The 21,151-nt window shown below is 73.9% G+C and carries 22 protein-coding genes; 8 read left to right on the forward strand and 14 right to left on the reverse strand.

What is annotated here, in order from left to right:
- Window positions 1-2,079, reverse strand: a 2,079-nt coding sequence (gene recG / locus L6E12_RS28095; RefSeq protein ID WP_236230939.1) for an ATP-dependent DNA helicase RecG, incomplete at its 3' end; no start/stop codon positions are given.
- Window positions 2,080-2,199: 120 nt separating this feature from the next.
- Window positions 2,200-3,819: a DAK2 domain-containing protein gene (locus L6E12_RS28100; protein WP_236230956.1), complete on the reverse strand. Its 1,620-nt coding sequence runs from the start codon at window positions 3,817-3,819 to the stop codon at window positions 2,200-2,202.
- 194 nt (window positions 3,820-4,013) lie between these two features.
- On the opposite strand from L6E12_RS28100, the gene rpmB reads away from it, so the two are divergent.
- Complete coding sequence (gene rpmB / locus L6E12_RS28105; protein WP_035284204.1) at window positions 4,014-4,205, forward strand: 50S ribosomal protein L28; 192 nt, start codon at window positions 4,014-4,016, stop codon at window positions 4,203-4,205.
- A 76-nt stretch (window positions 4,206-4,281) separates the two neighbouring features.
- On the opposite strand, the gene L6E12_RS28110 is transcribed toward rpmB, so the two are convergent.
- Genes L6E12_RS28110 through L6E12_RS28125 form a run of 4 tightly spaced genes read right to left on the reverse strand, consistent with a single transcriptional unit; the run spans window position 4,282 to window position 7,689 of the window.
- On the reverse strand, window positions 4,282-5,454 hold the full coding sequence (locus tag L6E12_RS28110) for an MFS transporter (protein ID WP_236230940.1): 1,173 nt from the start codon (window positions 5,452-5,454) through the stop codon (window positions 4,282-4,284).
- Window positions 5,455-5,487: 33 nt separating this feature from the next.
- Window positions 5,488-6,162 (reverse strand): uracil-DNA glycosylase, encoded by a 675-nt coding sequence (locus L6E12_RS28115; RefSeq protein WP_236230941.1) that lies wholly within the window; start codon window positions 6,160-6,162, stop codon window positions 5,488-5,490.
- Window positions 6,163-6,173: 11 nt separating this feature from the next.
- Complete coding sequence (locus L6E12_RS28120; protein ID WP_236230942.1) at window positions 6,174-6,686, reverse strand: GNAT family N-acetyltransferase; 513 nt, start codon at window positions 6,684-6,686, stop codon at window positions 6,174-6,176.
- A 28-nt stretch (window positions 6,687-6,714) separates the two neighbouring features.
- Window positions 6,715-7,689, reverse strand: coding sequence for a thiamine-phosphate kinase (locus L6E12_RS28125; RefSeq protein WP_236230943.1), 975 nt, complete (start codon window positions 7,687-7,689; stop codon window positions 6,715-6,717).
- Between the two features lie 110 nt (window positions 7,690-7,799).
- On the opposite strand from L6E12_RS28125, the gene L6E12_RS28130 reads away from it, so the two are divergent.
- Both L6E12_RS28130 and L6E12_RS28135 read left to right on the forward strand, forming a co-directional pair.
- Window positions 7,800-8,033 carry an Lrp/AsnC ligand binding domain-containing protein gene (locus L6E12_RS28130; protein WP_035284199.1) on the forward strand — a complete coding sequence of 78 codons (234 nt, stop codon included), beginning with the start codon at window positions 7,800-7,802 and terminating at the stop codon, window positions 8,031-8,033.
- 19 nt (window positions 8,034-8,052) lie between these two features.
- The gene (locus L6E12_RS28135) at window positions 8,053-8,631 is read left to right on the forward strand and encodes a DUF3515 domain-containing protein (RefSeq protein WP_236230944.1); all 579 of its coding nucleotides are present in this window, start codon (window positions 8,053-8,055) and stop codon (window positions 8,629-8,631) included.
- 4 nt (window positions 8,632-8,635) lie between these two features.
- Here L6E12_RS28135 and L6E12_RS28140 read toward each other — a convergent pair whose 3' ends face one another.
- The 3 genes from L6E12_RS28140 to L6E12_RS28150 form a co-directional block, all read right to left on the reverse strand.
- A complete protein-coding gene (locus tag L6E12_RS28140) occupies window positions 8,636-9,730 on the reverse strand; it encodes a D-alanine--D-alanine ligase family protein (RefSeq protein ID WP_236230945.1) in 1,095 nt (364 codons plus the stop codon).
- A gap of 11 nt (window positions 9,731-9,741) precedes the next feature.
- A complete protein-coding gene (locus L6E12_RS28145) occupies window positions 9,742-10,608 on the reverse strand; it encodes a Scr1 family TA system antitoxin-like transcriptional regulator (RefSeq protein ID WP_236230946.1) in 867 nt (288 codons plus the stop codon).
- 615 nt (window positions 10,609-11,223) lie between these two features.
- Window positions 11,224-12,393 carry a helix-turn-helix transcriptional regulator gene (locus tag L6E12_RS28150; RefSeq protein ID WP_236230947.1) on the reverse strand — a complete coding sequence of 390 codons (1,170 nt, stop codon included), beginning with the start codon at window positions 12,391-12,393 and terminating at the stop codon, window positions 11,224-11,226.
- Window positions 12,394-12,620: 227 nt separating this feature from the next.
- On the opposite strand from L6E12_RS28150, the gene L6E12_RS28155 reads away from it, so the two are divergent.
- Complete coding sequence (locus L6E12_RS28155) at window positions 12,621-13,280, forward strand: YdcF family protein (RefSeq protein WP_110081733.1); 660 nt, start codon at window positions 12,621-12,623, stop codon at window positions 13,278-13,280.
- A 7-nt stretch (window positions 13,281-13,287) separates the two neighbouring features.
- On the opposite strand, the gene L6E12_RS28160 is transcribed toward L6E12_RS28155, so the two are convergent.
- On the reverse strand, window positions 13,288-14,727 hold the full coding sequence (locus tag L6E12_RS28160; protein ID WP_236230948.1) for a PLP-dependent aminotransferase family protein: 1,440 nt from the start codon (window positions 14,725-14,727) through the stop codon (window positions 13,288-13,290).
- A 26-nt stretch (window positions 14,728-14,753) separates the two neighbouring features.
- Between L6E12_RS28160 and L6E12_RS28165 the strand changes: the two genes are divergently transcribed.
- Window positions 14,754-15,425 carry a pyridoxamine 5'-phosphate oxidase family protein gene (locus L6E12_RS28165; protein WP_236230949.1) on the forward strand — a complete coding sequence of 224 codons (672 nt, stop codon included), beginning with the start codon at window positions 14,754-14,756 and terminating at the stop codon, window positions 15,423-15,425.
- Here L6E12_RS28165 and L6E12_RS28170 read toward each other — a convergent pair.
- On the reverse strand, window positions 15,403-15,873 hold the full coding sequence (locus L6E12_RS28170) for a cysteine dioxygenase family protein (protein ID WP_236230950.1): 471 nt from the start codon (window positions 15,871-15,873) through the stop codon (window positions 15,403-15,405). The two genes, L6E12_RS28165 and L6E12_RS28170, sit on opposite strands and share 23 nt — an antisense overlap.
- A 329-nt stretch (window positions 15,874-16,202) precedes the next feature.
- Between L6E12_RS28170 and sigK the strand changes: the two genes are divergently transcribed.
- Window positions 16,203-16,802: an ECF RNA polymerase sigma factor SigK gene (sigK, locus tag L6E12_RS28175; protein WP_240013752.1), complete on the forward strand. Its 600-nt coding sequence runs from the start codon at window positions 16,203-16,205 to the stop codon at window positions 16,800-16,802.
- Window positions 16,799-17,542 carry an anti-sigma factor domain-containing protein gene (locus L6E12_RS28180; RefSeq protein WP_236230952.1) on the forward strand — a complete coding sequence of 248 codons (744 nt, stop codon included), beginning with the start codon at window positions 16,799-16,801 and terminating at the stop codon, window positions 17,540-17,542. The genes sigK and L6E12_RS28180 overlap by 4 nt, the downstream gene beginning before the upstream one ends.
- Before the next feature lie 181 nt (window positions 17,543-17,723).
- On the opposite strand, the gene L6E12_RS28185 is transcribed toward L6E12_RS28180, so the two are convergent.
- The 3 genes from L6E12_RS28185 to L6E12_RS28195 form a co-directional block, all read right to left on the reverse strand.
- Window positions 17,724-18,824, reverse strand: coding sequence for a cystathionine gamma-lyase (locus tag L6E12_RS28185; protein ID WP_236230953.1), 1,101 nt, complete (start codon window positions 18,822-18,824; stop codon window positions 17,724-17,726).
- Complete coding sequence (locus tag L6E12_RS28190; protein WP_236230957.1) at window positions 18,821-19,771, reverse strand: NAD(P)H-dependent glycerol-3-phosphate dehydrogenase; 951 nt, start codon at window positions 19,769-19,771, stop codon at window positions 18,821-18,823. The genes L6E12_RS28185 and L6E12_RS28190 overlap by 4 nt, the downstream gene beginning before the upstream one ends.
- A 63-nt stretch (window positions 19,772-19,834) precedes the next feature.
- On the reverse strand, window positions 19,835-20,563 hold the full coding sequence (locus tag L6E12_RS28195) for a 1-acyl-sn-glycerol-3-phosphate acyltransferase (RefSeq protein ID WP_236230954.1): 729 nt from the start codon (window positions 20,561-20,563) through the stop codon (window positions 19,835-19,837).
- Window positions 20,564-20,664: 101 nt separating this feature from the next.
- Between L6E12_RS28195 and L6E12_RS28200 the strand changes: the two genes are divergently transcribed.
- A partial coding sequence (locus L6E12_RS28200; protein WP_236230955.1) for a 2-phospho-L-lactate guanylyltransferase occupies window positions 20,665-21,151 on the forward strand: 487 nt, incomplete at its 3' end.

A 21,151-nucleotide genomic window follows, 5' to 3' on the forward strand; every position in this document is an offset into this window, starting at 1 on the left:
AGCGATCAACGCCTGAGCCACCACCCGCGCATCAGCGATGATCCCCTCGTCCCGCAACAACGACAGCATCTTCAACCCCGACTTCGTCCCCGACTGCGAAGACCCCAGCACATCCCCCTCCCGCCGCAACTCCAGGTCCAGCCGAGCCAACTCGAACCCGTCCAACGTCGAGGCAACCGCGTCCAGCCGCTCCCGAGTCGACGTCCCCCCGATCATCTCCGTCACCAGCAGGCACACCCCGGCAGCGGACCCACGCCCCACCCGCCCCCGCAACTGGTGCAACTGGCTGACCCCGAACCGATCGGCGTCCAGGATCACCATCGCCGTCGCATTGGGCACGTTCACCCCGACCTCGACCACCGTCGTGGCCACCAGGACGTCCACTGCCCCCGAGGCGAACCCGCGCATCACCCGGTCCTTGTCCTCAGCCGCCATCCGCCCGTGCAGGACGTCCACCTTCAACCCGGCGAGCGCACCCCCCGCCAGATCGGGTGCCACGTCGGCCACGGCCAACGGCGGCCGCCGCCCCGACCCGTCGTCGGCCACAGCCGAGTCTTCGTCCCCGATGCGCGGGCACACCACGTACGCCTGGTGCCCCGCGGCGACTTCCTCGCGGACCCGCTGCCACACCCGGTCCAGCCAGGCGGGTTTCTCCGCCACCGGCACCACGGTCGTCGAGATCGGCGAGCGTCCAGCCGGGAGTTCACGCAGCGACGAGGTCTCCAGGTCCCCGTACACGGTCATGGCGACGGTCCGCGGGATCGGTGTGGCCGTCATGACCAGCACGTGCGGGCTCAGCGCCCCCGCCCTGGCCCGCAGCGCGTCCCGCTGCTCCACGCCGAACCGGTGCTGCTCGTCGACCACCACGAACCCCAGGTCGGCGAACGCGACCTTGTCCTGGATCAGCGCGTGCGTGCCCACCACGATCCCCGCCGCTCCGCTGGCGGCGTCGAGCATCGCCTGCTTGCGCTGCGCCGTGGACAGCGATCCCGTCAGCAGCGTCAGCGCGGTGGCGTTCTCCGCGCCGCCCAGTTGCCCCCCGCTCGCCAGGTCGCCCAGCAGTTCCGTCAGCGACCGCGCGTGCTGGGCGGCCAGCACCTCGGTGGGGGCCAGCAGCGCGGCCTGCCGCCCGGAGTCGACGACCTGGAGCATGGCCCGCAGCGCCACGATCGTCTTGCCGGAGCCGACCTCCCCCTGCAGCAGCCGGTTCATCGGGGCCTCGCCCGCGAGGTCGGCGGCGATGGCCGCGCCCACCTCGTTCTGCCCCGCCGTCAGGGTGAAGGGCAGGCGCTGGTCGAACGCGTCCAGGATGCCGCCGGGGCGGGGCGGGCAGGCCGGGGCCGGGCGGGCCGCGGCGGTCTGCCTGCGCTGGGCCAGCGCCAGTTGCAGGGACAGGGCCTCGTCCCACTTCAAGCGCTTGCGCGCGGTCTCCAGGTCGTCCCACTCGGCGGGGCGGTGGATGGCGCGGACGGCCACGTCGTACTCGGCGACGTCCAGGCGCTTGCGCAGTTCGTCGGGGAACGGGTCCTCGATCTCGTCGAGCATCGCCAGGGTCTGCTGGACGCACTGGGCGATCTGCCAGGACTGGATCTTCGCCGAGGCCGGGTAGACCGGGATGAGGCCGCCTGCGAACTCCTCCACGGCGGGGGCGCCGTCGGGGGACTCGGGGTCGGCGTCGAGGAGCTGGTAGTCCGGGTTGGCCAGTTGCAGCTTCTGGCGGAAGGCGGTGACCTTGCCCGCGAACAGGGCGCTCGTGCCGGGTTTGAGCTTGTCCAGGTGCCACGGCTGGTTGAAGAACGCGCAGTCCAGCGAGCGCCTGCCGTCGGTCAGCGAGACCTCGACCAGGGAGCCGCGCTTGGTCTTCATCTGCCGCTTGGTCACCGACACGACCTTGGCCATCACCGTGACGTGCTCGCCCACCTCCAGCCCGGCGATGTCGGTGAGCTGCCCGCGCTCGGCGTAGCGGCGCGGGTAGTGGCGCAGCAGGTCCCCCGCGGTCTCCAGGGTGAACGCGGCGGCCAGCGCGTCCGCCGACTTCTTGCCCACCACCCGGTCCAGCCGGTCGCTCAGCGACGCCATCGCCGTTCCCCACCCGCTTCCCGCAATTCCACTGCCCGCAGCACCTCGGTCACCGGCCGATTATGTCGACCCCCACCGACAGCGGTCGCGGCCCGTCCACAGCGGGTCACCGGGGGCGGGTCATTCCAACCCGAGCAGCAGCACCGAATCCGCCTGCCCGCCCGCGTAGACGACCAGGTCGGCCTCGGGGCGCTCGGCGTGCAGGAACGCCGCCAGCCCCTCCGCCAGCCCCTCCGGCGCGTCGCGGCCGAGCAGCGCGGTCACCAGTTCCCCGCCCGCGGCCAGCAGCCTGCGCGCCACCGCGCGGGTCGCCCGAGCCAGCGCTTCCGCCCCGGGCGGCCCCGGTTCCACCAGCACCACCTCGTCGTCGACCAGCCCCAGCACGTCGTCGGCGCGGCACGGCCCGGCCCAGGTGATCGCATCCTCGACGGCCACCCGCACCTCCCCGCGGCGGGTCGCGGCGGCGGCCTCGGTCATCGCCACCACGTCGTCGCCCGGCCTGCGGCGGGGGTCGTGCACGGCGACCGCCGCGAGCACCTGCACCGGGGAGGCGCACGGGACGACCACCACGTCCTGCCCACCGGCCACCGCCCGGATCGCGGCCTCGTCGGCGAGTTCCATCAGCAGCGGGTGCCCTGGCAGCACGGTGACGTGCGCGGCGCCGGTGGCGGTGATCACCTGCGTCAGCTCGTACGGCGTCGGTTCCTCCCCGTCGCCGACGCGCAGCACGGCCACCCCCTCGGCGAGCAGCAGTTCCGCCAGCCCCTCCCCGCGCACGGGCACGACCACGGCGCGGTCGCGGGTGAACCGGGCGGGGCCGTCCGGGGCGGCGTCGGCGAAGCGGGCCACCCGGATGCGCCGCGGGCTGCCCACCCGCACCCCGGCCTCGATGGCCCCGCCGACGTCGTTGCAGTGCACGTGCACGGTCCACAGCCCGGCCCCGTCGCCGACGACCGACACCGAGTCCCCGAGGCCGACGAGCACCTCCCGCAGCGCGCCCGCCGTGGCGTCGTCGACCGCGTCGAGCAGGTACATCACCTCGTAGGCGTACAGGTCCGACCCCGCCTCCCGGGGCGCCACGTGCGGGTTCACCGGCCGGGCGGCGGTGGTGTCGGAGTCCCGCAGGTCCGGTTCCCGCCCCTCCACCACGGCCAGCAGCGCGTCGAGCAGCACCACCACCCCGCGCCCGCCCGCGTCGACCACCCCGGCGTCGGCCAGCACGTCGAGCTGGCGCGGTGTGCGCTCCAGCGCCACCTCGGCCGCCCGCACCGCGGCCAGGGCCACCTCGCGCAGCCCCTCGCCGCCGGTCGCCGCCGCGGCCGCCGACAGCACGCTGATCATGGTTCCGGGTACCGGCTCGGCCATCGCCGCGGCGGCCAGCTCCGCCCCGCGCCGCAGCGCCCGCCGCAGGTGCGCCCCCTCGACGACGGGCCGCTCCCGCACCGCCTCGGCCATGCCGCGCAGCACCTGCGACACGATCACCCCGGAGTTGCCCCGCGCCCCCGCCAGCGCCCCGGTCGCCAGCACCCCGAAGGCGCCGCCCGCGTCCGCCCGCTCGGTCACCGGGGCGCGCAGCAGCGCCTCCAGGGCCGCGCGCACGGTGGTGAGCAGGTTCGACCCGGTGTCCCCGTCGGCCACGGGGTAGACGTTGATCCGGTCGATCGCCTCCCGGTGCGCGTCCAGGGCGCCGACGCACGCCGCGGCCCACCGCCGGACCGCCGCCGCGTCGAGTGCCTCCAGCAACCGGACCTCCCAGCTCGTCGGTCCCCCTCGGGCGAGGGTAACCACCGGTGGGCACCCACCCGGTTTGGAGCACCGGCGGGGCACCGGTTACCCTGTGCAGACCGCCTGGGCCCGCCTGGGCTCTCGTACGTGCGCCCGCAGTGGTCGAGGAATCGACCGGCCGGGCACCCGCAACCTGAAGGAGTGTCGACGTGGCTGCCGTGTGCGACGTCTGTGGCAAGGGGCCAGGCTTCGGCAAGTCGGTCTCGCACTCGAACCGGCGCACCAACCGCCGGTGGAACCCGAACATCCAGACCGTGCACGCGAAGACCGGCGTCTCCCAGCGCAAGCGGTTGAACGTGTGCACCTCCTGCCTCAAGGCGGGCAAGGTCGTTCGCGGCTGAGCGAGTTACCGCAGCAGATCCCCGACCGGCGTCCGAGGCCACCAGGCCCCGGGCGCCGGTTTGCTGTGCGCACCCCTCAGGCACTGACCTCGGACGCCACCCGGCCGCGGGCCACGGCGACGGAGGTGAGGCCGATCAGGACGGCCGGGATGCCCGCGAGCGCGAACGTCCACCGCGGCCCCAGCAGCCCGGTCAGCACCCCGCCGGTGACCATCCCGGTGACGTTGGCGACCATCAGCACCGACCCCATGGCGGCGAACGCGCGCCCGCGCAGGGCGTCGGGCGTGCGCAACCGCACCAGGGCCTGGTTGATGACGTTCTGCGCCCCGTTGGTGATCCCGCCGAGCGCGTACCCGACGACCACGGCGGCGGTGAACGGCACGGCGGCGGGCAGCACCATCGCGGTGCCCATCACCGCGCAGGACGACCCGAGGCCCACCAGCAGCGCGGTGGCGGTCCTCAACCGGGTGACCAGTCGGACGCCGACGAGCATCCCGACCATCCAGCAGGCGTGCAGCACCCCGAGCAGCACCGCGCCCCCGCCGAGCACGTCGGTGACGTAGAACACGTTCGCCACCTCGGCGAACATGACCCCGAGGCAGGCGATCGCCAGGCAGGCCGCGGACGTGCTGAGCACCCGGTCCGCCCACAGGTGCCGGAGGCCGTCGGCCGCCCGCGCCCGCTGCCCGCCGCGTTCCGGGCGGCGCTCGGCGCGGACGAGGCACAGGCCCAGCGCCTGCACCGCGTAGGTGCAGGCGTCGACGAGCAGCGCGCGCTCGGTGCCCAGCGCGGCCACCAGGACCCCGCCCGCCGCCGACCCGGCGAGCGTGCCGAGGGCGCGGCCGGTGGCGATCCACGAGTACCCGCGGGTGGCCCCGTCCTCCCCGACGACGGTGGGCACCAGCGCCGCGGCGGCCGGGTTGACCACGGCGGTGCCGCACCCCAGGGCGAACAGCAGCACCAGCGTGGCGCCCAGGTTCCCCAGCGCCGCCACGATGCCGAGCACGGCGGCGGCCTGGAGCACCTGCCCGGCGATCATCAGCCTGCGGTTGGGCAGCCGGTCGACCAGCAGCCCGGCCAGCGGTGCGCCCAGCGCGATGGGCAGGAACTCGGCGATCAGCACCGCGGTGACCGCGAACGCCCCGAACTCCTTGAAGTGCACCAAGAGCACGAGCAGCGTCACCGCGGACCCGAACAGCGACACCCCCGCACCGGACGCGATCAGGACCAGGTCCCTGGTGTTCCGCACGCGTCCGACGCTAGCGGGGACGGGCAACCGGTTTTACGGGAGTTTCCAGTCCACCGGCTCGCCGCCCTGCTCGACGAGCAGCGCGTTGGCCCGGCTGAACGGCTTCGACCCGAAGAAGCCCGCGTGCGCCGAGAGCGGGCTCGGGTGCGCCGACTCGATGGCGGGCACGTCGCCGAGCATCGGCTTGAGGTTGCGCGCGTTGCGCCCCCACAGGATGGCCACCAGCGGCCCACCGCGCGCTGCGAGCGCCCGGATGGCCTGCTCGGTCACCTGCTCCCACCCCTTGCCCTGGTGGGAGTTGGCCTTGCCCGGCTCCACGGTGAGCGCCCTGTTGAGCAGCAGCACCCCGTGTTCGGCCCACGGGGTGAGGTCCCCATTGGACGGAAGGGGGAAGCCGAGGTCGTCCTGGTACTCCTTGTAGATGTTGATGAGGCTCTTGGGGATCGGCCGCACGTCCGGGGCCACGGAGAAGGACAGGCCCACGGCGTGGCCGGGGGTGGGGTAGGGGTCCTGCCCGACGATGAGGACCCGGACGTCGGCGAAGGGCTGCTTGAAGGCGCGCAGGACGTTCTCGCCCGCCGGGAGGTAGCGGCGGCCCGCGGCGATCTCCGCGCGGAGGAACTCGCCCATGGCGGCGATCTGGTCGGCGGCGGGGGTGAGCGCTTCGGCCCACCCGGCTTCGACGGTCTCGGACAGCGGTTGTGGCACGGCGTGGGAGCCTACTCGGGTGTGCCGACCCGCTCGTCACTCACTCGGGTTCGGTCGTGGTCGTCCCCGCCCGGTCGGAGGACCTTGCCGAGGTGGACCGACCCCTCCTCGTCGGCGTAGTAGCCGAACGGCGGCACCGGGGTGTACCCGGCGGACCGGTACAGCGCGATGGCCTCCGGCTGCTCGTCGCCGGTCTCCAGGACGAGCCTGCGCAGGCCCGCCGCCCGCGCGGTGTCCTCCAGTTCGGCCAGGACACGCCTGGCCAGCCCCCGGCCGCGGGCGGAAGCGTTGACGTACATGCGTTTGATCTCGGCGTCGTGCTCGCCGTGGCGGCGCCAGCCGCCGGTGGCCACCGCGACGCCGTCGAGGTAGCCGACCAGGAACAGCCCGTGCGGCGGGGCGAACTCGGCCGGGTCGACCGGGGTCAGGTCGACGTCGCCGTAGCGGACGACGTACTCCTGCTGGACCTCGGCGATGAGGGTGGTCGAATCGGGGTGGTCGTAGGCCAGGACTTCGATGCGCACCACCCGATTGTGGCCCAACCCCGGCCGGTCAGCGCCAGTGCTGCCAGCCGGTGGCCCCCGGGTAGGGCTTGCCGTCGACGGTCACCGCGGGACCGGTGCCGGGTCGGGTGACGCTGCCGATGGTGCGCCAGCCGTCGGGGACCGCGGCGGGGTCGGGGAAGGTGGCGGCCAGCGCGTGGTCCTCGCCGCCGGTGAGCACCCAGTGCCGGGGGTCGCCGCCGAGCGCGGAGGCGACGTCGATCAGCCGCTGGTGCACCTCGACCAGGTCCGACCGCACGTCGATGGCGACGTCGGAGGCCGCGCACAGGTGCCCGAGGTCGGCGAGCAGGCCGTCGGACACGTCGAGCATCGCGGTGGCGCCCGCGTCGGCGGCCTGCGGTCCGGCCGCGTAGTCCGGTTCCGGCGAGCGGTGCGCGGCGACGACGTTGACCGGGGACCGGAAACCGCGCTTGAGGACGGCCAGCCCGGCCGCGCTCCAGCCGAGCTTCCCCGACACCGCCAGCACGTCGCCGGGTCTGGCCCCGGACCTGGTGACCGGCGCGCGACCGCGCAGCTCGCCGAGCGCGGTGATCGAGATCACCAGCACCGGGGCGGTCGCCATGTCGCCGCCGACCACCCCGACCGAGGCCCGCCGGGCCTCGGTCCACATGCCCTCGGTGAGCCCCTCCAGGACGGTGGTCCTCGTCGTCGCCGGGCAGGCGAGGCCCACCAGGACGGCGGTGGGCACCGCGCCCATGGCCGCCACGTCGGCCAGGTTCGCCGCGACCGCCTTGCGCCCCACCTGGTCCGGGTCCGACCAGTCGAACCGGAAGTGCGTGCCCTCCACCAGCACGTCCGTGCTGGCCACGACCCTGCCGTCGGCCGCGGTCACCACCGCGGCGTCGTCACCGGGGCCCAGCAGCGTGGCCGCGGGCTGGACCCGCCCCGCGGTCAGCCGCCGGATGAGCCCGAACTCGCCGACGTCGGCGACCGTCTCCGGGGGCCGCGGTGTGTCCGGTCGCACCCATGTCCTCCGATCACCGACTTTCGGACCCCCCACCAAAACCGCGTCTGGGGTACGTTGCTGGACACGTTCCTACCTCTTGGGGACACCTAGCCGCGAAGGGGCGCGCCGTGGTGCACGCATACATCCTGATCCAGACCGAGGTGGGCAAGGCCGCCGCGGTCGCGTCCGAGATCGCCGGGCTGCAGGGGGTGACCACGGCCGAGGACGTCACCGGGCCCTACGACGTGATCGTGCGCGCGGAGGCCGACAACGTGGACCTGCTGGGGCAGCTCGTGGTCGCCAACATCCAGAACGTGGAAGGCATCACGCGCACGCTGACCTGCCCGGTGGTGCACCTCTGAGGCGTGGTCCACTGGGGCGGTGAACGTCCCGACCACCCCCGCCCCCGCCGCCGGTCCGTCGCGCCGCGCGGTGGTCGCCGCGGCGGTCCTGGTGGCGCTGCTGGTCGCCGGTGTCGTGCTGGCCAGCCGCTTCCTCGGGCCCGCCGACACCGCCGCGCAGGACCCCACCGCCGCCCCGCGCACCGGCCCGGTCGGGCTGGTCCCGGTGGAGGCGCCGGACGCCGGGTCGCCGTCGTGCGCGTCCCTGGTGGGGCAGCTCACCGGCGCGTTGCCCAACGGCGGCGGCACGCTGGAGAAGCTGCCCGTCGCCGACCCCGCCCCCGCCGGGGCGGTCGTGTGGGGCGACCGGGTGGCGGAGCCGGTGGTGCTGCGCTGCGGCCTGTCGAAACCGGGTGAGCTGACGCCGACGGCGCAGTTGCGCGTGGTCTCCGGGGTGCAGTGGCTCCCGGTCGAGGGCACCGGTGCGTCGACGTGGTTCGCCGTCGACCGCCCGGTGTACGTGGCGCTGACCCTCCCCGACGGGCTGGGCACCGGCCCGCTGCAAACGGTGTCCGAAGTGGTCGGTCGGGTGCTGCCCGCGCAGCCGGTGCGGCCCTGAGCGCTCAGCGCAGCCCGGTACCCCTGGCCACGGCGGTGTCGACCAGGGTGGCCAGCAGCGCCGGGTAGTCGAGCCCGGTGACGGCCCACATCTTCGGGTAGGCCGAGGTGGGGGTGAAGCCGGGCATGGTGTTGACCTCGTTGACCGTCAGCTCCCCGCCCGCGCCGACGAAGAAGTCCACCCTGGCCAGCCCCTGGCAGTCCAGCGCGCGGAACGCGTCCACGGCCATCGCCCGCAGCCGCTCGGCCACGTCGTCGTCCAGCTTGGCCGGGATGTCCAGCTCCGCGACGTCGTCGAGGTACTTCGCGTCGAAGTCGTACCAGTCCACCGAGTCGTCGACCAGCCGCACCTCCGCGGGCACCGACGCCGCCACCCGCCCGTCGGGGAACTCCAGCACCCCGCACTCCACCTCGCGCCCGACCACCCCGGCCTCGACGAGCACCTTCGGGTCGACCTCGCGCGCGGCGGCGATGGCGGCGTCGAGGTCGTCCCAGGAGGCGACCCGGCTGATGCCGGTGGACGAGCCCGCGCGGGCGGGCTTCACGAAGACGGGCAGCCCCAACCGGTCGCGCTCCTCCCCTGTGAGGGTGGCGGCGCCGCGCCGCAGTTCGACGTACCGGCCGACGGGCAGTCCCTCGGCCTCCAGCAGCTTCTTGGTGTAGCCCTTGTCCATGGCGACCGCGCTGGCCAGCACACCGGGGCCGACGTAGGGGACGCCGACCATCTCCAGCAGCCCCTGGATGGTGCCGTCCTCGCCGTAGGCGCCGTGCAGCATGGGGAAGACGACGTCCACACCGGTCAGCACCTCCCCCGCCCGCCCCGGTTCCAGGACGACCAGGTCGACCGAGCCGGGGTCGGCGGGCAGGGTGACGGCGGTGCCCCCGGTGATCGTGGGCAGGGTGCGCCCCTCGATGCGCAGCGCGCCCGGGTCGCCCGGCCCCAGGACCCACGCGCCCTCCCGGGTGATGCCGACCGGCACCACCTCGAAGCGGGCGGGGTCGAGGTTCACGAGAGCGCTCGCCGCGGACAGGCAGGACACCGCGTGCTCGGTGCTCCGCCCCCCGAACACCACCGCGACGCGGATCTTTGAGCTGGCCATGGGAGTGGACCCTACCCGCCGGGATTTTCGGTGGTCCCTGGCTGTGGCGTGGGCGACCGCCGGTCCCCGCCTCGGTCGAACTCGCCCCACAGGGAGGAGAGCACCTGCCGGGAATCCCCCGTGGACAGGGCCGAGTCCGCGATCCGGCGGAGTGAGTCGACGTAGCGCGCGGCGCTGTCCTTTTCGAGGATGACGGTCGTGAAGTCGAGGTCGAGGACCGCCACGGGCGGGAAGGTCCGGAAGTACAGGACCCGCACCGGGTGCTGGAGGAGTGGCGGCGTGGTGCGGGGAACGATCCGGATGCCGTCGAACCGGGCCAGGCGGGCGAGCCGGAGCTCCTGCGTCCCCAGCTCGTACGGAGCCCGCTCGATGGCCTCGGCCGAGACGTAGCGGGTCCAGACGGTGTCGCCGTGGTGCCCCGGGGAGGCCGGTGCGGTCGACCCCCCGGAACCGCCCGGCGCTCGCGGCCCGGTCACGCTCGTGGCGTAGGTGGTGATCCCGTCGGCCAGCGACCACAGTGAGCTGACCACGTCGTCCGGATCGCGCGTCGACGGGGTGGCGTGGATCACCCAGTTCATGTCCTCGCTCTCCCGGCGCAGACCGTACAGGTGCTCCCGACGACGCGGCGGGATGTCGAGGAGAGCGCACAGGCCCCCCAGTTCCAGCGCGTCCGGGATCCTCCGCCCGTTCACGATCCGGTTGATCATCGCCGGTGACATGGTCATCAGCTCCGCCAACCGCCGAGTCGTGAAACCGCGCTCGACACGCGCCGAGTCCAGTTCCGTGGAGAGCAGCAACGCCCTCGCGGTCTTCGCGCGGATGTCGTGCCGCAGGCGCGCACCGCTCCCCGCCTTGTGGATGGCCATGTCCTCAGGCATCCCGCCGGGAATGCCCGCGCACGAGCCGATGGTGGTCGTGCACGAGGTTCATGCACGCCTTGGCGAACACCCGCAGAGCGGCGCTGTCGTCCCAGCTCACGGCGTCGGGTTTGGGCAGCACGAGGAACGGGGCTCTGCGGCCCTTCGATCGGCCGTGCGGGAAAGGGGACGTCCCGGACCACCAGGACTCTGCGCTGCTCGACGCACGTCCCCTGGAAAACCGCGACCCCGGTGTCCCCCTTGGCGAGCCGGAACGTGTAGCCGCCCTCGAAGACGCGCGAACACGGCCGAGTGCACAACTGGTCAGCAGGGGTGACCGACACGTTGGTGGCTTTCGGAACCTCCACCGGCCAACACCCACCAGACCTGGCGAGCGCGGCGCGGGGACATGCCCCCACCTCCGCAGGGTGTCGCGGGAACGACTGGTCATCGGTCGCTCACCCGCCTGGCGGGCCGGTCCACCAGCGGACCCACGAACACGTTGACACTGGCCAGCAGCGCAGCAACCCCGAGCATGATCAGCACGGACATTCGATCACCCCCCCTTTCTGGGAAGTGACGCTGAAGTTGAGCAGGCGAGGGACCTTGCCACGGTGGCAAGGTCCCTCGATCGGGTTAGCGGAGTCCTGCGCGGTGTGCCATGCCGCGCAGTTCGCGGCCGACGGCGTCGTCGCGGCTGCGAGCGGCCAACTCGGCGAGGGTGGTCCTGGTGAACGGGTGCCGGTGCAGCCGTGCCGGGGAAATCAGCTCAGCCTGGCGCAGCGCCCGCACAGCGTCATCGCGGCGGCCACGAATGCGGGCGAGGGCGCGACCCCGGTCCCCCCAGTAGGCGGCACGCCGCTGCGGCGACGGGATGGCGGTCGGGGTGACGGTGTCGGCCAGGCGGGCAGCAGCGGCGTGGTCCCCCGCTTCCAGCGCGACAGCCATGCGCCACACGGCTGTGTTGCTGACGCCGAAACCGAAGTAGCCCGCGTTGCCCTCTCCCACCCGCTCAGCCAGCGCCGCGGCTTCGTCGAGTGCCGCCTGGACGTCGCCCGTGCGCCCCGCAGCGGCGAGCAGGGAGTCGGTGAACACCAACATCCCCGTCATCTGCTTCTGCTCTGTGGTGGCCGTGGGTCGCGGTGCTGCGGCGAGCGTCTCCGCGGCGAGGTCGAGTGCGCCCGCCGCGAGCAGCCCGTGTGCGGTGCCGAATGCCGCGATCTGCCGGTCGACGGCATCGTCGAGGGTGTCGGCGGCACGCTGAGCCAGCACAGCGGCCTGCCACCCGAGGTCGAGGGGAGCGCCGACGTCCCGCAGCCACGCCTGCGTGCCCTGGACGTGGAGCAGGGTCAGCAGGTGTCGCATCTGCCGGGTGTCCCGCCCGGCGGACTCGGTGGCGTGGGCATCGCGGATGAGAGCGGGCAGGGCAGCGCCGACGGTGCCGTGCTGACATCGCTGCTGGGCATCGAGGAGGGTCGCGACACGGTCGGCGAGCACGTGCGCGGGCAGGACTCGGCCACCTGGCCGGTCCATGCCGACCGCGAGGAGCGCCCGACGCACCTCGTCCGCGGCGGTCTCGGACACATCGATGTCCGGCGCCGGGAATGCCTCGTAGGCCAGGTCGGTGGGAGCGACTTCGAGCGCTTCGGCGAGCGCGATGATCAACGAGCGGCGGTCGAGAGCCCGGTGTCCGCGCTCCAGTTTGCTGAGGTGGCCTTCGCTGATGCCCGCGAGCCCGGCGACGACAGCGAGGGACTTGCCGCGAGCGTGTCGGAGCTCGCGGAGGCGACGGCCGGGGTTGGACATCTCGCACGCCTACGGCTTGTCGAGCAGGTCGCGGGGCGCGTCGAAGTCGGGCATGGTCCACTCCTTCACCGAGGAGGGTCCTCCACCGGCAGAGTCCCGGCCCGTCGACCGGAGGTGTTCGGCGGAGGTGTGCATCACCAGGCTAGCCGGTGGTCAGTTCCCGGGCATTGAATCCAGCAGGCCCGTGTCGAACGGGCACAGTGAACCAACCGGAGGACGAACACCCCATGGCACCGACCGGCATCACCGAACAACACCGGCAGGACGCCGAACTGATCTGGGACTACCACCGGATGGGGCACGAGGTGCGCCCCTGCGACGTGGCCATCGGGCTGGGCAGCCATGACCTCGGTGTCGCGAGCCACGCGGCAGAGTTGTACCGGTCGGGCGTGTTCCCCCTCGTGGTGTTCAGCGGCGGCAACAGCCCGACCACGGCCGAGCGGTTCCCCCGGGGTGAAGCCGTGCACTACCGCGAACACGCGATGAGCCTTGGCGTACCGGACAGCGCCATCCTGGTTGAACCGGAGGCGGGCAACACCGGGCAGAACGTGACATTCTCGCGGGCGCTGCTCGCTGAGCGCGGGCGGACGCCGCGCTCAGCGCTGATCATCTCCAAGCCCTACATGGAACGCCGTGCCTATGCCACCTGTCGAGCGGTCTGGCCGGAGGTCGAGGTCGTGTGCACGTCGGAGCCGTTGGAACTCGGGGACTACGTGCGGTCCATCGGCGACGAGAAGCTGGTCATCGACATGCTGGTCGGCGACCTCCAGCGGGTCATCGAGTACCCGAAGCAGGGCTTCGCCGCCGAACAGGACGTGCCTGCCGACATCTCGGCCGCCTACGACCGGCTGCTCGCGGCAGGCTTCGACAGTCGTCTGCTGCGCTGACGGGACCCTAGGTCGTGGTGACGAGGTCGACGAGGGTGGGGATCGCTTCGGTGAGTTGGGTCCTGGAGCAGGCGGCGTAGCCCAGGGCGATGCCGGACCACGTCGGCTTCCCCTGGTGGTGGCGGGCGAGGCCGTCCAGGACGAGGTGGTGGGTGCGGGCGGCGTCGATGACCGCGCGTTCCGTCGGGGTGTCGGGGAGGGGGATGACCAGGTGGGCTCCGGCGTCGTCGCCCAGGACGGGGACGTTGTCGGCGGTGAGGGCGGTGACCAGGAGGGCTCGGCGTTCGGAGAGTTCGCGGCGGAGCTTCCTCAGGTGGCGGCCCAGGTCGCCGTTGCGGGCGAGTTCGACCAGGACGAGCTGGCCCGCGGCGGCGGGGGTGGTACCGGTGTTGTCGCGGTGTTCCAGGACGGCCGTGACGACCGGGGGCGGGGCGACCATCCAGCCCGCGCCGAGGGTGGGGGTGAGGATCTTGCTGGTGGTGCCCAGGTGCACGACGACGTCGGGGGCCAGGGCGGCGAGCAGCGGGAGGGGGGCGACGTCGTAGCGCAGTTCGCCGTCGTAGTCGTCCTCGACGACGAGCCAGCCCTGGCGGCGGGCGCGTTCGACGAGTTCGACCCGCCTGCCCGCCGACATGCGCCTGCCCAGCGGGTACTGGTGCGCCGGGGAGCAGTAGACGACCTTCGCCGAGGCCGGGACCGCGTCCAGCAGCAGGCCGTCGGCGTCGACCGGGACGGGGACGACGCGCATTCCGGCGGCGCGGAAGGTGGCGACGGCGCGCTGGTAGCCGGGGTCCTCGATGGCGACCAGGTCGCCCCGGTGCAGGACCGACGCCGCCAGTTCCGCGACCGCCGCCGTGGTGCCGCCGGTGGCCAGGACCGACTCGCCCTCCCCCGCCTCGTCGTACTCGCCGCTGACGCGCAGGCCGCGGTGGCGCAGCAGGTGCTCGGCGACCGCCGCCCGGTAGGCGGGGACCCCGGCGCGCTCGTGGCGCTGCAACGGCGTGACGTCGGCGGAACCGCGCCAGGCCCGGCGCCACGCGGAGCGGTCCAGGCCGCCGATCCACGGTGAGCCGGGGCGCAGGTCCACCGAGGGGGCGCCCGGGGCCGCGACCCTGGCGCGGCGGGGGCGGGCGCGCGGGGAGCCGGGTGGGGCGGTGGTGACGTAGGTGCCGGAGCCGTGCCTGCCCGCGATCCAGCCCTCGGCGTGCAGCTGCTCGTAGGCCGCCGCGGTCACCGTGCGGCTGACCGCGAGCTGGGTGGCCAGCGCCCGGGTGGACGGCAGCCGGTCGCCGCTGCGCAGCCTGCCGTCGGCGGCGAAGGTGCGCAGCTCCTCGGCGAGCTGGACGGCCAGCGGGGTGGTCGAACCGCGGTTGAGGCGCACCGGCAGCGCGGGGCTCTCGGACACCAGTGGCCTCCTGGAATGGCGTGGCTGTGGCCCTGTCAGCATTCCACTTCACCCCCGAGTCTGGGTGGGTGAACTCCTCTCCGCACCCGCCACTGTCCGCGACCGACCGCACCAGGGTCCGCCGTGGGAGCAACCGCGCGGTGACCGACCGGGCCGTCCTCTGGCAGGTGCTCGACGCCGGTCTGGTGTGCCACCTGTCCACCGTCGTCGACGGGTCGCCGCTCGTGCTGCCCACCGGGTACGGCCGCGACGGCGACACCCTCTACCTGCACGGGTCCACCGGCGCGCTGAGCCTGCGCACGGCCGCGGCGGGGATCGAGGTGTGCGTGGCGGTGACCCTGCTCGACGGGCTGGTCTACGCCCGGTCGGTCTTCAACCACTCCATGAACTACCGCTCGGCGGTGGTGCACGCGACCGCCGTGCCGGTCCTCGACCCGACCGCCAAGCTGGCCGCGCTGCGGGTGATCACCGAGCACCTGACGCCCGGCTCCTGGGACCACGCCCGGCCGCCGACCGACAAGGAACTGGCCAAGACCGCTGTCCTGGCCGTCGACCTGGCGGAGGCTGCGGTGAAGGTGCGCGCGGGCGGCCCCGGCGACGACGAGGCTGACGTCGCCGCCGGGACCGCCTGGGCGGGGGTGGTGCCGATCCGGACGGTCTACGGCGAGCCGGTGCCCGCCGCGGACCTGGAACCGGGCCGGCCGGTCCCCGGGCACGTCACCGCAGCTCGACCCCGGTGAGCCGGTCGACCCGGCGGCTGCCGCCGGTCGGACCGGTCACCCGGTGGACGTGGATGCTGACCGCCGGGTCGGGCCCGGGGTTGTGGATGCGGTGCACGTATCCGGAGGCGAAGACCCGCGACTGGCCCGCGACCAGGTTGTGCACCACGTCCTCGCGGTGCCCGGGGTAGGCGACCTGCTCGGTGAGCGTCCCGGAGACCACGGTGAACGCGGCGGTGGTGCCGTCGTGGTCGTGCAGCTCGGTGCCCTGGCCGGGCAACCAGCCCATCAGCCAGACCTCCTGGTCCTCGGTCAGCTCGACCAGCGCGGCGAAGCGCCGGTCGGGGTCGTAGCGCAGCAGGCCGCGCCAGCGGTCCCGGTCGCGCGCGAACTCGGCGGCGACCAGGGCGGGGTGCGCGAACGCGGCGGGACTGACGAGCGCCACGGTATTGGGCGGTACGGCGAACATGTTCCTACGTCTCTTCCATGGGGGTGAACTGACACGGCGCGGCCGGGGAGAAGGCCTCGGGGCGGTATCACCGACAGAGACAGAGCGCGCGACAAACCGGGCGGGGACCCCGCTCGTCGGTCATGGCGCGCTGCAACACGGGGCATAGGTAAACACCGGGTCGTGCGGGCGGCAACTCGGTCCACGGAATGGAACACCTCCGGGGGAACCGGGGAACCGGCCCACCGCGCCGGGGGTCGAACCCATCCGCGAACACCCCTGGTCCGAATGCGTGGTGGCGGACAACAAGCGCGGCGGGTCGGGTCGCGCCACGGACGGGAGCAGTGCACATGGCCGAACGAGTGCGGCGCATCGCCGGGGAGGCGGATGCCGTCACGCAGGCGCCGCCGGACGCGGGGGCGCTGCTGCAGCAGGTGGCGCGCGGGGACGAGAAGGCCTTCGAGGGCCTCTACGACCTCGTGGCCTCCCCGGTCTTCGGGTTGGTCCGGCGGATCGTGCGCGACCCGGCGCAGTCCGAAGAGGTCACCCAGGAGGTCATGCTGGAGCTGTGGCGGACCGCCGCGCGCTACTCCGCCGAGCGGGGCAGCGGGATGACCTGGGTGATGACGCTGGCGCACCGCCGCGCGGTCGACCGGGTGCGCTCGGCGCAGTCGGCCACCGACCGCGAGGACAAGGCGTACCGCCGGGAGACCACCCGGCCGTTCGACGAGGTGGCCGAGCAGGTGAGCACCCGGCTGGAGCACGAGCAGGTGCGGCGCTGCCTGACGAGCCTGACGGAGCTGCAACGGGAGTCGGTCGAACTGGCCTACTACCGCGGATTGACCTACCGCGAGGTGTCCGACCTGCTGGACACTCCTCTAGGAACCATCAAGACCCGATTGCGCGACGGGCTCATCCGGATGCGCGACTGCCTGGGGGTGGCCCGATGACCGCTGACATCCACGCGCTGACCGGGGCGTACGCCCTCGACGCGATCCCGGAGTTCGAGCGCGCCGAGTTCGAGCGCCACCTGGCCGAGTGCGAGTCCTGCGCCCAGGAGGTGCGGGAGCTGCAGGCGACCGCCACCCGGTTGGGCGAGGCGGCGTCGGACCAGCCGCCCGCGGAGCTGAAGTCGCAGGTGCTGGCCCGCATCGCCGAGGTGCGCCAGCTCCCGCCGGTCGACGACCTCACCGCGCGGCGCGAGCGCCGGTCCGCGGCGGCGTCGCCGGTCGTCACGAAGTTCCTCGGGGTGGCCGCGGCGCTGCTGCTGGTCGTCTCGGTGTCGCTGGGCGTGCTCCTGGTCCGCAACACCAGCGACCTGGACTCCACCCGGCAGCAGGCGGCGGCGATGTCGAACCTGCTCTCGGCCGGGGACGCCAGGGTCGTCAGCGGCAGCACGACGACCGGGCTCGACGGGACGGTCGTGCTGTCCCGCGAGCGCGGTCAGGTCATGCTGCTGGCGGGCAACGTGCCCTCCGCGCCGGACGGCAAGACCTACCAGGTGTGGCTGATGGGCGACGGCGCCCCGCGCTCCATCGGGGTGATGGCGCCGGACCCGTCCGGGCACGCCTCGCTGCTGACCACGCCGGGCATCGGCGCGGCGCAGGAGATCGGCGTTTCGGTGGAGCCCGCGGGCGGGTCGCCCGCGCCGACCGGGGACATCGTCATGCAGATGGCGCTGCCGGTCTAGGACGTGTCCTTGCGCCGGCCTGTTTGGTGGGGGTGCGTAGCCGGGCCTGCGGTTTCGAGGGCGGTCAGCTTTGAGCACAGGCCCTGGCGGGCAGAGTACGACGACGGAGGCCGCGCACCCACTGGGGTGCGCGGCCTCCGTGCTGTCAGCCGAAACCCGAACCCGGGATCAGCCCGGGGAATCAGCGCAGCGCGGCGAGGACGTCGGCCACCAGGTCTTCGGGGTCCTCGCAGCCGCAGGAGAAGCGGACCAGGCCCTCCGGGACCGCGTCGCCCCAGCGGGCGCGGCGGTCGGCGGTGGAGTGCAGGCCGCCGAAGCTGGTGGCCGAGGCCACCAGGGTCGTCCCGGCCACGAACGCCTCCACCGCCTCGGCCGACTCCAGCACGAACGTCACCACGCCGCCGAAGCGGCGCATCTGCTGCCGGGCCACCGGGTGCGCCGGGTCGGCCGCCGCGCCGGGCCAGCGCAGCCCGGTGACCCGGGGGTGGTCGCGCAGGGCCTGGTAGAGCGCCGCGGCGTTCTCCGCCTGCCGGGCCAGCCGCAGGTCCAGGGTGCCCAGGCCGCGGTGGGCCAGCCAGGTCTCGAACGGGCCGGGGACCGCGCCGGAGGCGGTGCGCTCGGCGCGCAGCCGGGCGACCAACTCCGGGTCGCGGGCGGAGACGTGGCCGAGCACGACGTCGCTGTGGCCGGAGAGCGCCTTGGTGTCGCTGGCGACGGTGAGGTCCGCGCCGAGTTCCAGCGGGCGCTGCCCGATCGGGGTCGCGGTGGTGTTGTCGACCGCGACGAGCGCGCCCGCCGCGTGCGCGAGGTCGGCGATCGCGGCGATGTCGCAGACGTCCAAGCCAGGGTTGGACGGGGTTTCCAGCAGCACCAGCCGTGCGCCGCGGACGGTCTGCGCGGTCCAGCGCGCGGCCGTGGGGACCTCGCGGACCTCCAGGCCGTGGGCGGCCATGTGGTCGCGGACGTAGGAGCGGGCCAGGTAGTAGCCGTCCGAGGGCAGCACGACCACGTCGCCCGCGCCGAGGACCGTGCGCAGCAGCGCGGAGACCGCGGCCATGCCGGAGGAGTAGACGACGCACTCGCCGCCGTCGAGCCAGCCGATGGCCGACTCCAGGGCCCGCCAGGTGGGGTTGGACGCGCGGCCGTAGAAGTCCTCGCCGCCCAGGTGGAACGGGGCGGCCAGGACCGGCTGCGGGGCCAGCGGCACGTCCGGGCCCGCGACCGCGGAACCGGCGTGCACGCAGCGCGTCCCGTCGCCCCTGGTGTCCGGCCGGCCGCTCACCGCTCGCGCTCCGGCTTGGTCTGGCGGCCCAGCAGGGCGCCCGCCATCTCGCGCGGGTGGAACCCGTCGTGGCAGACGCGGTGCACGACCTCGGTGATCGGCATCTCGATGCCGTGGCGCAGCGCCAGCTCGCGGATCGACGAGCAGGACTTGACCCCCTCGGCGACCTGCCCGGCCGCGGCGGCCTGCGCCTGCGCCATGGTCTCGCCCCGGCCCAGCCTGGCCCCGAAGGTCCGGTTCCGCGACAGCGGCGAGGAGCACGTGGCGACCAGGTCACCCAGTCCGGCCAGACCGGCGAAGGTGAGCGGGTCCGCGCCCAGCGCGGCGCCGAGGCGGCTGGTCTCGGCCAGGCCGCGGGTGATCAGCGTGGCCAGGGTGTTCGCGCCGAAGCCCAGGCCGTCTGCCATGCCGCAGGACAGGGCGATGACGTTCTTGCACGCCCCGCCCAGTTCGCAGCCCACCACGTCGGTGATCGTGTACGGCCGGAAGTAGCCGGTGGTGCAGGCCCGTTGCAGCGCCACCGCCCGGTCGTGGTCGCGGCAGGCGATCACCGTGGCGGTGGGCTGCTCCTCGGCGATCTCCTTGGCCAGGTTGGGCCCGGAGACCACGGCGATGCGGTCCTCGGCGAACCCGGTGACGTCGGTGATGACCTCGCTCATCCGCTTGAGCGTGCCCAGCTCCACGCCCTTGGCCAGGCTGACCAGGGTGGCGTCGTCGGCGATCAGGCTGCGCCAGGCGGTGAGGTTGTGCCGCAGGCTCTGGCTGGGCACGGCCAGCACGACCGTGTGCGCCCCGTCCAGCGCCCGCCGCGGGTCCGATGTGGACCTCAGCGGGGCGGGGAGCCGCACCCCGGGCAGGTACTCGGCGTTCTCCCTGGTCGAGGTGATCACCTCGGACACGTCGCGGCGCCGGGCCCACAGCACCACCTCGCGCCCGGCGTCGGCCATGACCTTGGCGAACGCGGTGCCCCACGAGCCCGCGCCCAGGACGGTGATGTGACCGCCCACGGCTCAGCCCGCGCTCTCGTCGGCGGCGCTGCGCGCCGGGGAGCGGAAGAACTCCGCGGGCGGGTCCTCCCCGCGCACCCCGGCCAGCAGGGCCTGCACCTCGTGCATCATCACGTCGGTGACCTCACGCAGCAGGGCGCTGGTCACCGGCCGGTCGCGGTAGGCCGACAGGTCGATGGGGTCGCCGAGGACCGTGGTCACCCGCTTGCGCGGGAACGGGTGGAACCGCTTGGTGTAGCCGTCCCAGATGTGGTTGGTGCCCCAGCGGGCGGCCGGGATGACCGGCACGTCGTTCTCCAGCGCCAGCCGAGCCGCGCCGGTGCGCGCCTTCATCGGCCAGCCGGCGGGGTCCTTGGTGATGGTGCCCTCGGGGTAGATGACCACGACCTTGCCCTCGCGCAGCGCCTGGTGCGCCGCGCGCAGGCTGTCCCTGGCCTCGGCCGAGCCGCGGTAGACCGGGATGCCGCCGGAGCCCGCGAGCATCCGGCCGAACAGGGGCACGTGGAACAGGCTGTCCTTGGCCATGAACCGGGGCACGCGCCGGTTGCGGTGCACGAACACCGCGTCGTTGGGCGGGTCGAGGTGGGAGACGTGGTTCATCACCAGCAGGGCCGCGCCGGTGGCGGGGAGCTTGTCCGCGCCGAGGTACGTCCGCCTGCCCAGCCAGCTCAGCGGGTAGAAGACCGATGCCGCCGCACCGACCCAGAACCCGCCCCGTTCCCGCTCGCCCAACTCGTCCTCCTCGCCGCGTCCGTGACCTGTGAGTGTCCACGGCCACCGCCCGCGCGGTCCAGACGGGGTCGGCGGAAGCGGGCACTGGCACTATCGGCGGGGTGTGCGCCGAGCTGCCCGTCGATCCCCCGGTGGACCTGGTGGTGCCGGTGAAGCACCTGGACCGGGCCAAGTCGCGGCTGCGCGGCGCCGCCCCGGGCGGGGTGGCCGGGCACCGGGACCTGGTGCTGGCGATCGTGCGCGACACGGTGGCCGCCGCGGTGGCCGCGGCGCGCTCGGTGCTGGTGGTGTGCGAGGACGCCAGGGTGGTCGAGGCGCTGCGCGGCAGCGGCGCCGAGTGCGTGAACCAGCCCGGCCTGCCCGGTCTCAACGCCGCCCTGGCCTTCGGCGCGGACCGGTTGCGCGCCCGCGACCCCGCCTCGGTGGTGGGCGCGCTGCAGGCCGACCTGCCCGCGCTGGTGCCCGCGCAGTTGCGCGCGGCGGTGGCCGAGGCGGCCGGGCGGCGGGCGTTCACCCCGGACCGGCCGGGCACCGGCACGGTGCTGCTGCTGTCGGCGGCGGGCGGGCTGCTCGACCCCCGGTTCGGGC

This window comes from Actinokineospora sp. PR83, from assembly GCF_021056305.1.
GTDB lineage: Bacteria > Actinomycetota > Actinomycetes > Mycobacteriales > Pseudonocardiaceae > Actinokineospora > Actinokineospora spheciospongiae.

Excerpts from the sequence above, each read along its gene's own strand:
- L6E12_RS28170 (WP_236230950.1), bottom strand. The coding sequence starts at position 15,873 with ATGTTCGCCGTACCGCCCAATACCGTGGCGCTCGTCAGTCCCGCCGCG.
- L6E12_RS28180 (WP_236230952.1), top strand. The coding sequence starts at position 16,799 with ATGACCGCTGACATCCACGCGCTGACCGGGGCGTACGCCCTCGACGCG.
- L6E12_RS28160 (WP_236230948.1), bottom strand. The coding sequence starts at position 14,727 with ATGCTGACAGGGCCACAGCCACGCCATTCCAGGAGGCCACTGGTGTCC.
- L6E12_RS28145 (WP_236230946.1), bottom strand. The coding sequence starts at position 10,608 with ATGCCTGAGGACATGGCCATCCACAAGGCGGGGAGCGGTGCGCGCCTG.
- sigK (WP_240013752.1), top strand. The coding sequence starts at position 16,203 with ATGGCCGAACGAGTGCGGCGCATCGCCGGGGAGGCGGATGCCGTCACG.
- L6E12_RS28150 (WP_236230947.1), bottom strand. The coding sequence starts at position 12,393 with ATGTCCAACCCCGGCCGTCGCCTCCGCGAGCTCCGACACGCTCGCGGC.
- L6E12_RS28155 (WP_110081733.1), top strand. The coding sequence starts at position 12,621 with ATGGCACCGACCGGCATCACCGAACAACACCGGCAGGACGCCGAACTG.
- L6E12_RS28140 (WP_236230945.1), bottom strand. The coding sequence starts at position 9,730 with ATGGCCAGCTCAAAGATCCGCGTCGCGGTGGTGTTCGGGGGGCGGAGC.
- L6E12_RS28190 (WP_236230957.1), bottom strand. The coding sequence starts at position 19,771 with ATGGCCGACGCCGGGCGCGAGGTGGTGCTGTGGGCCCGGCGCCGCGAC.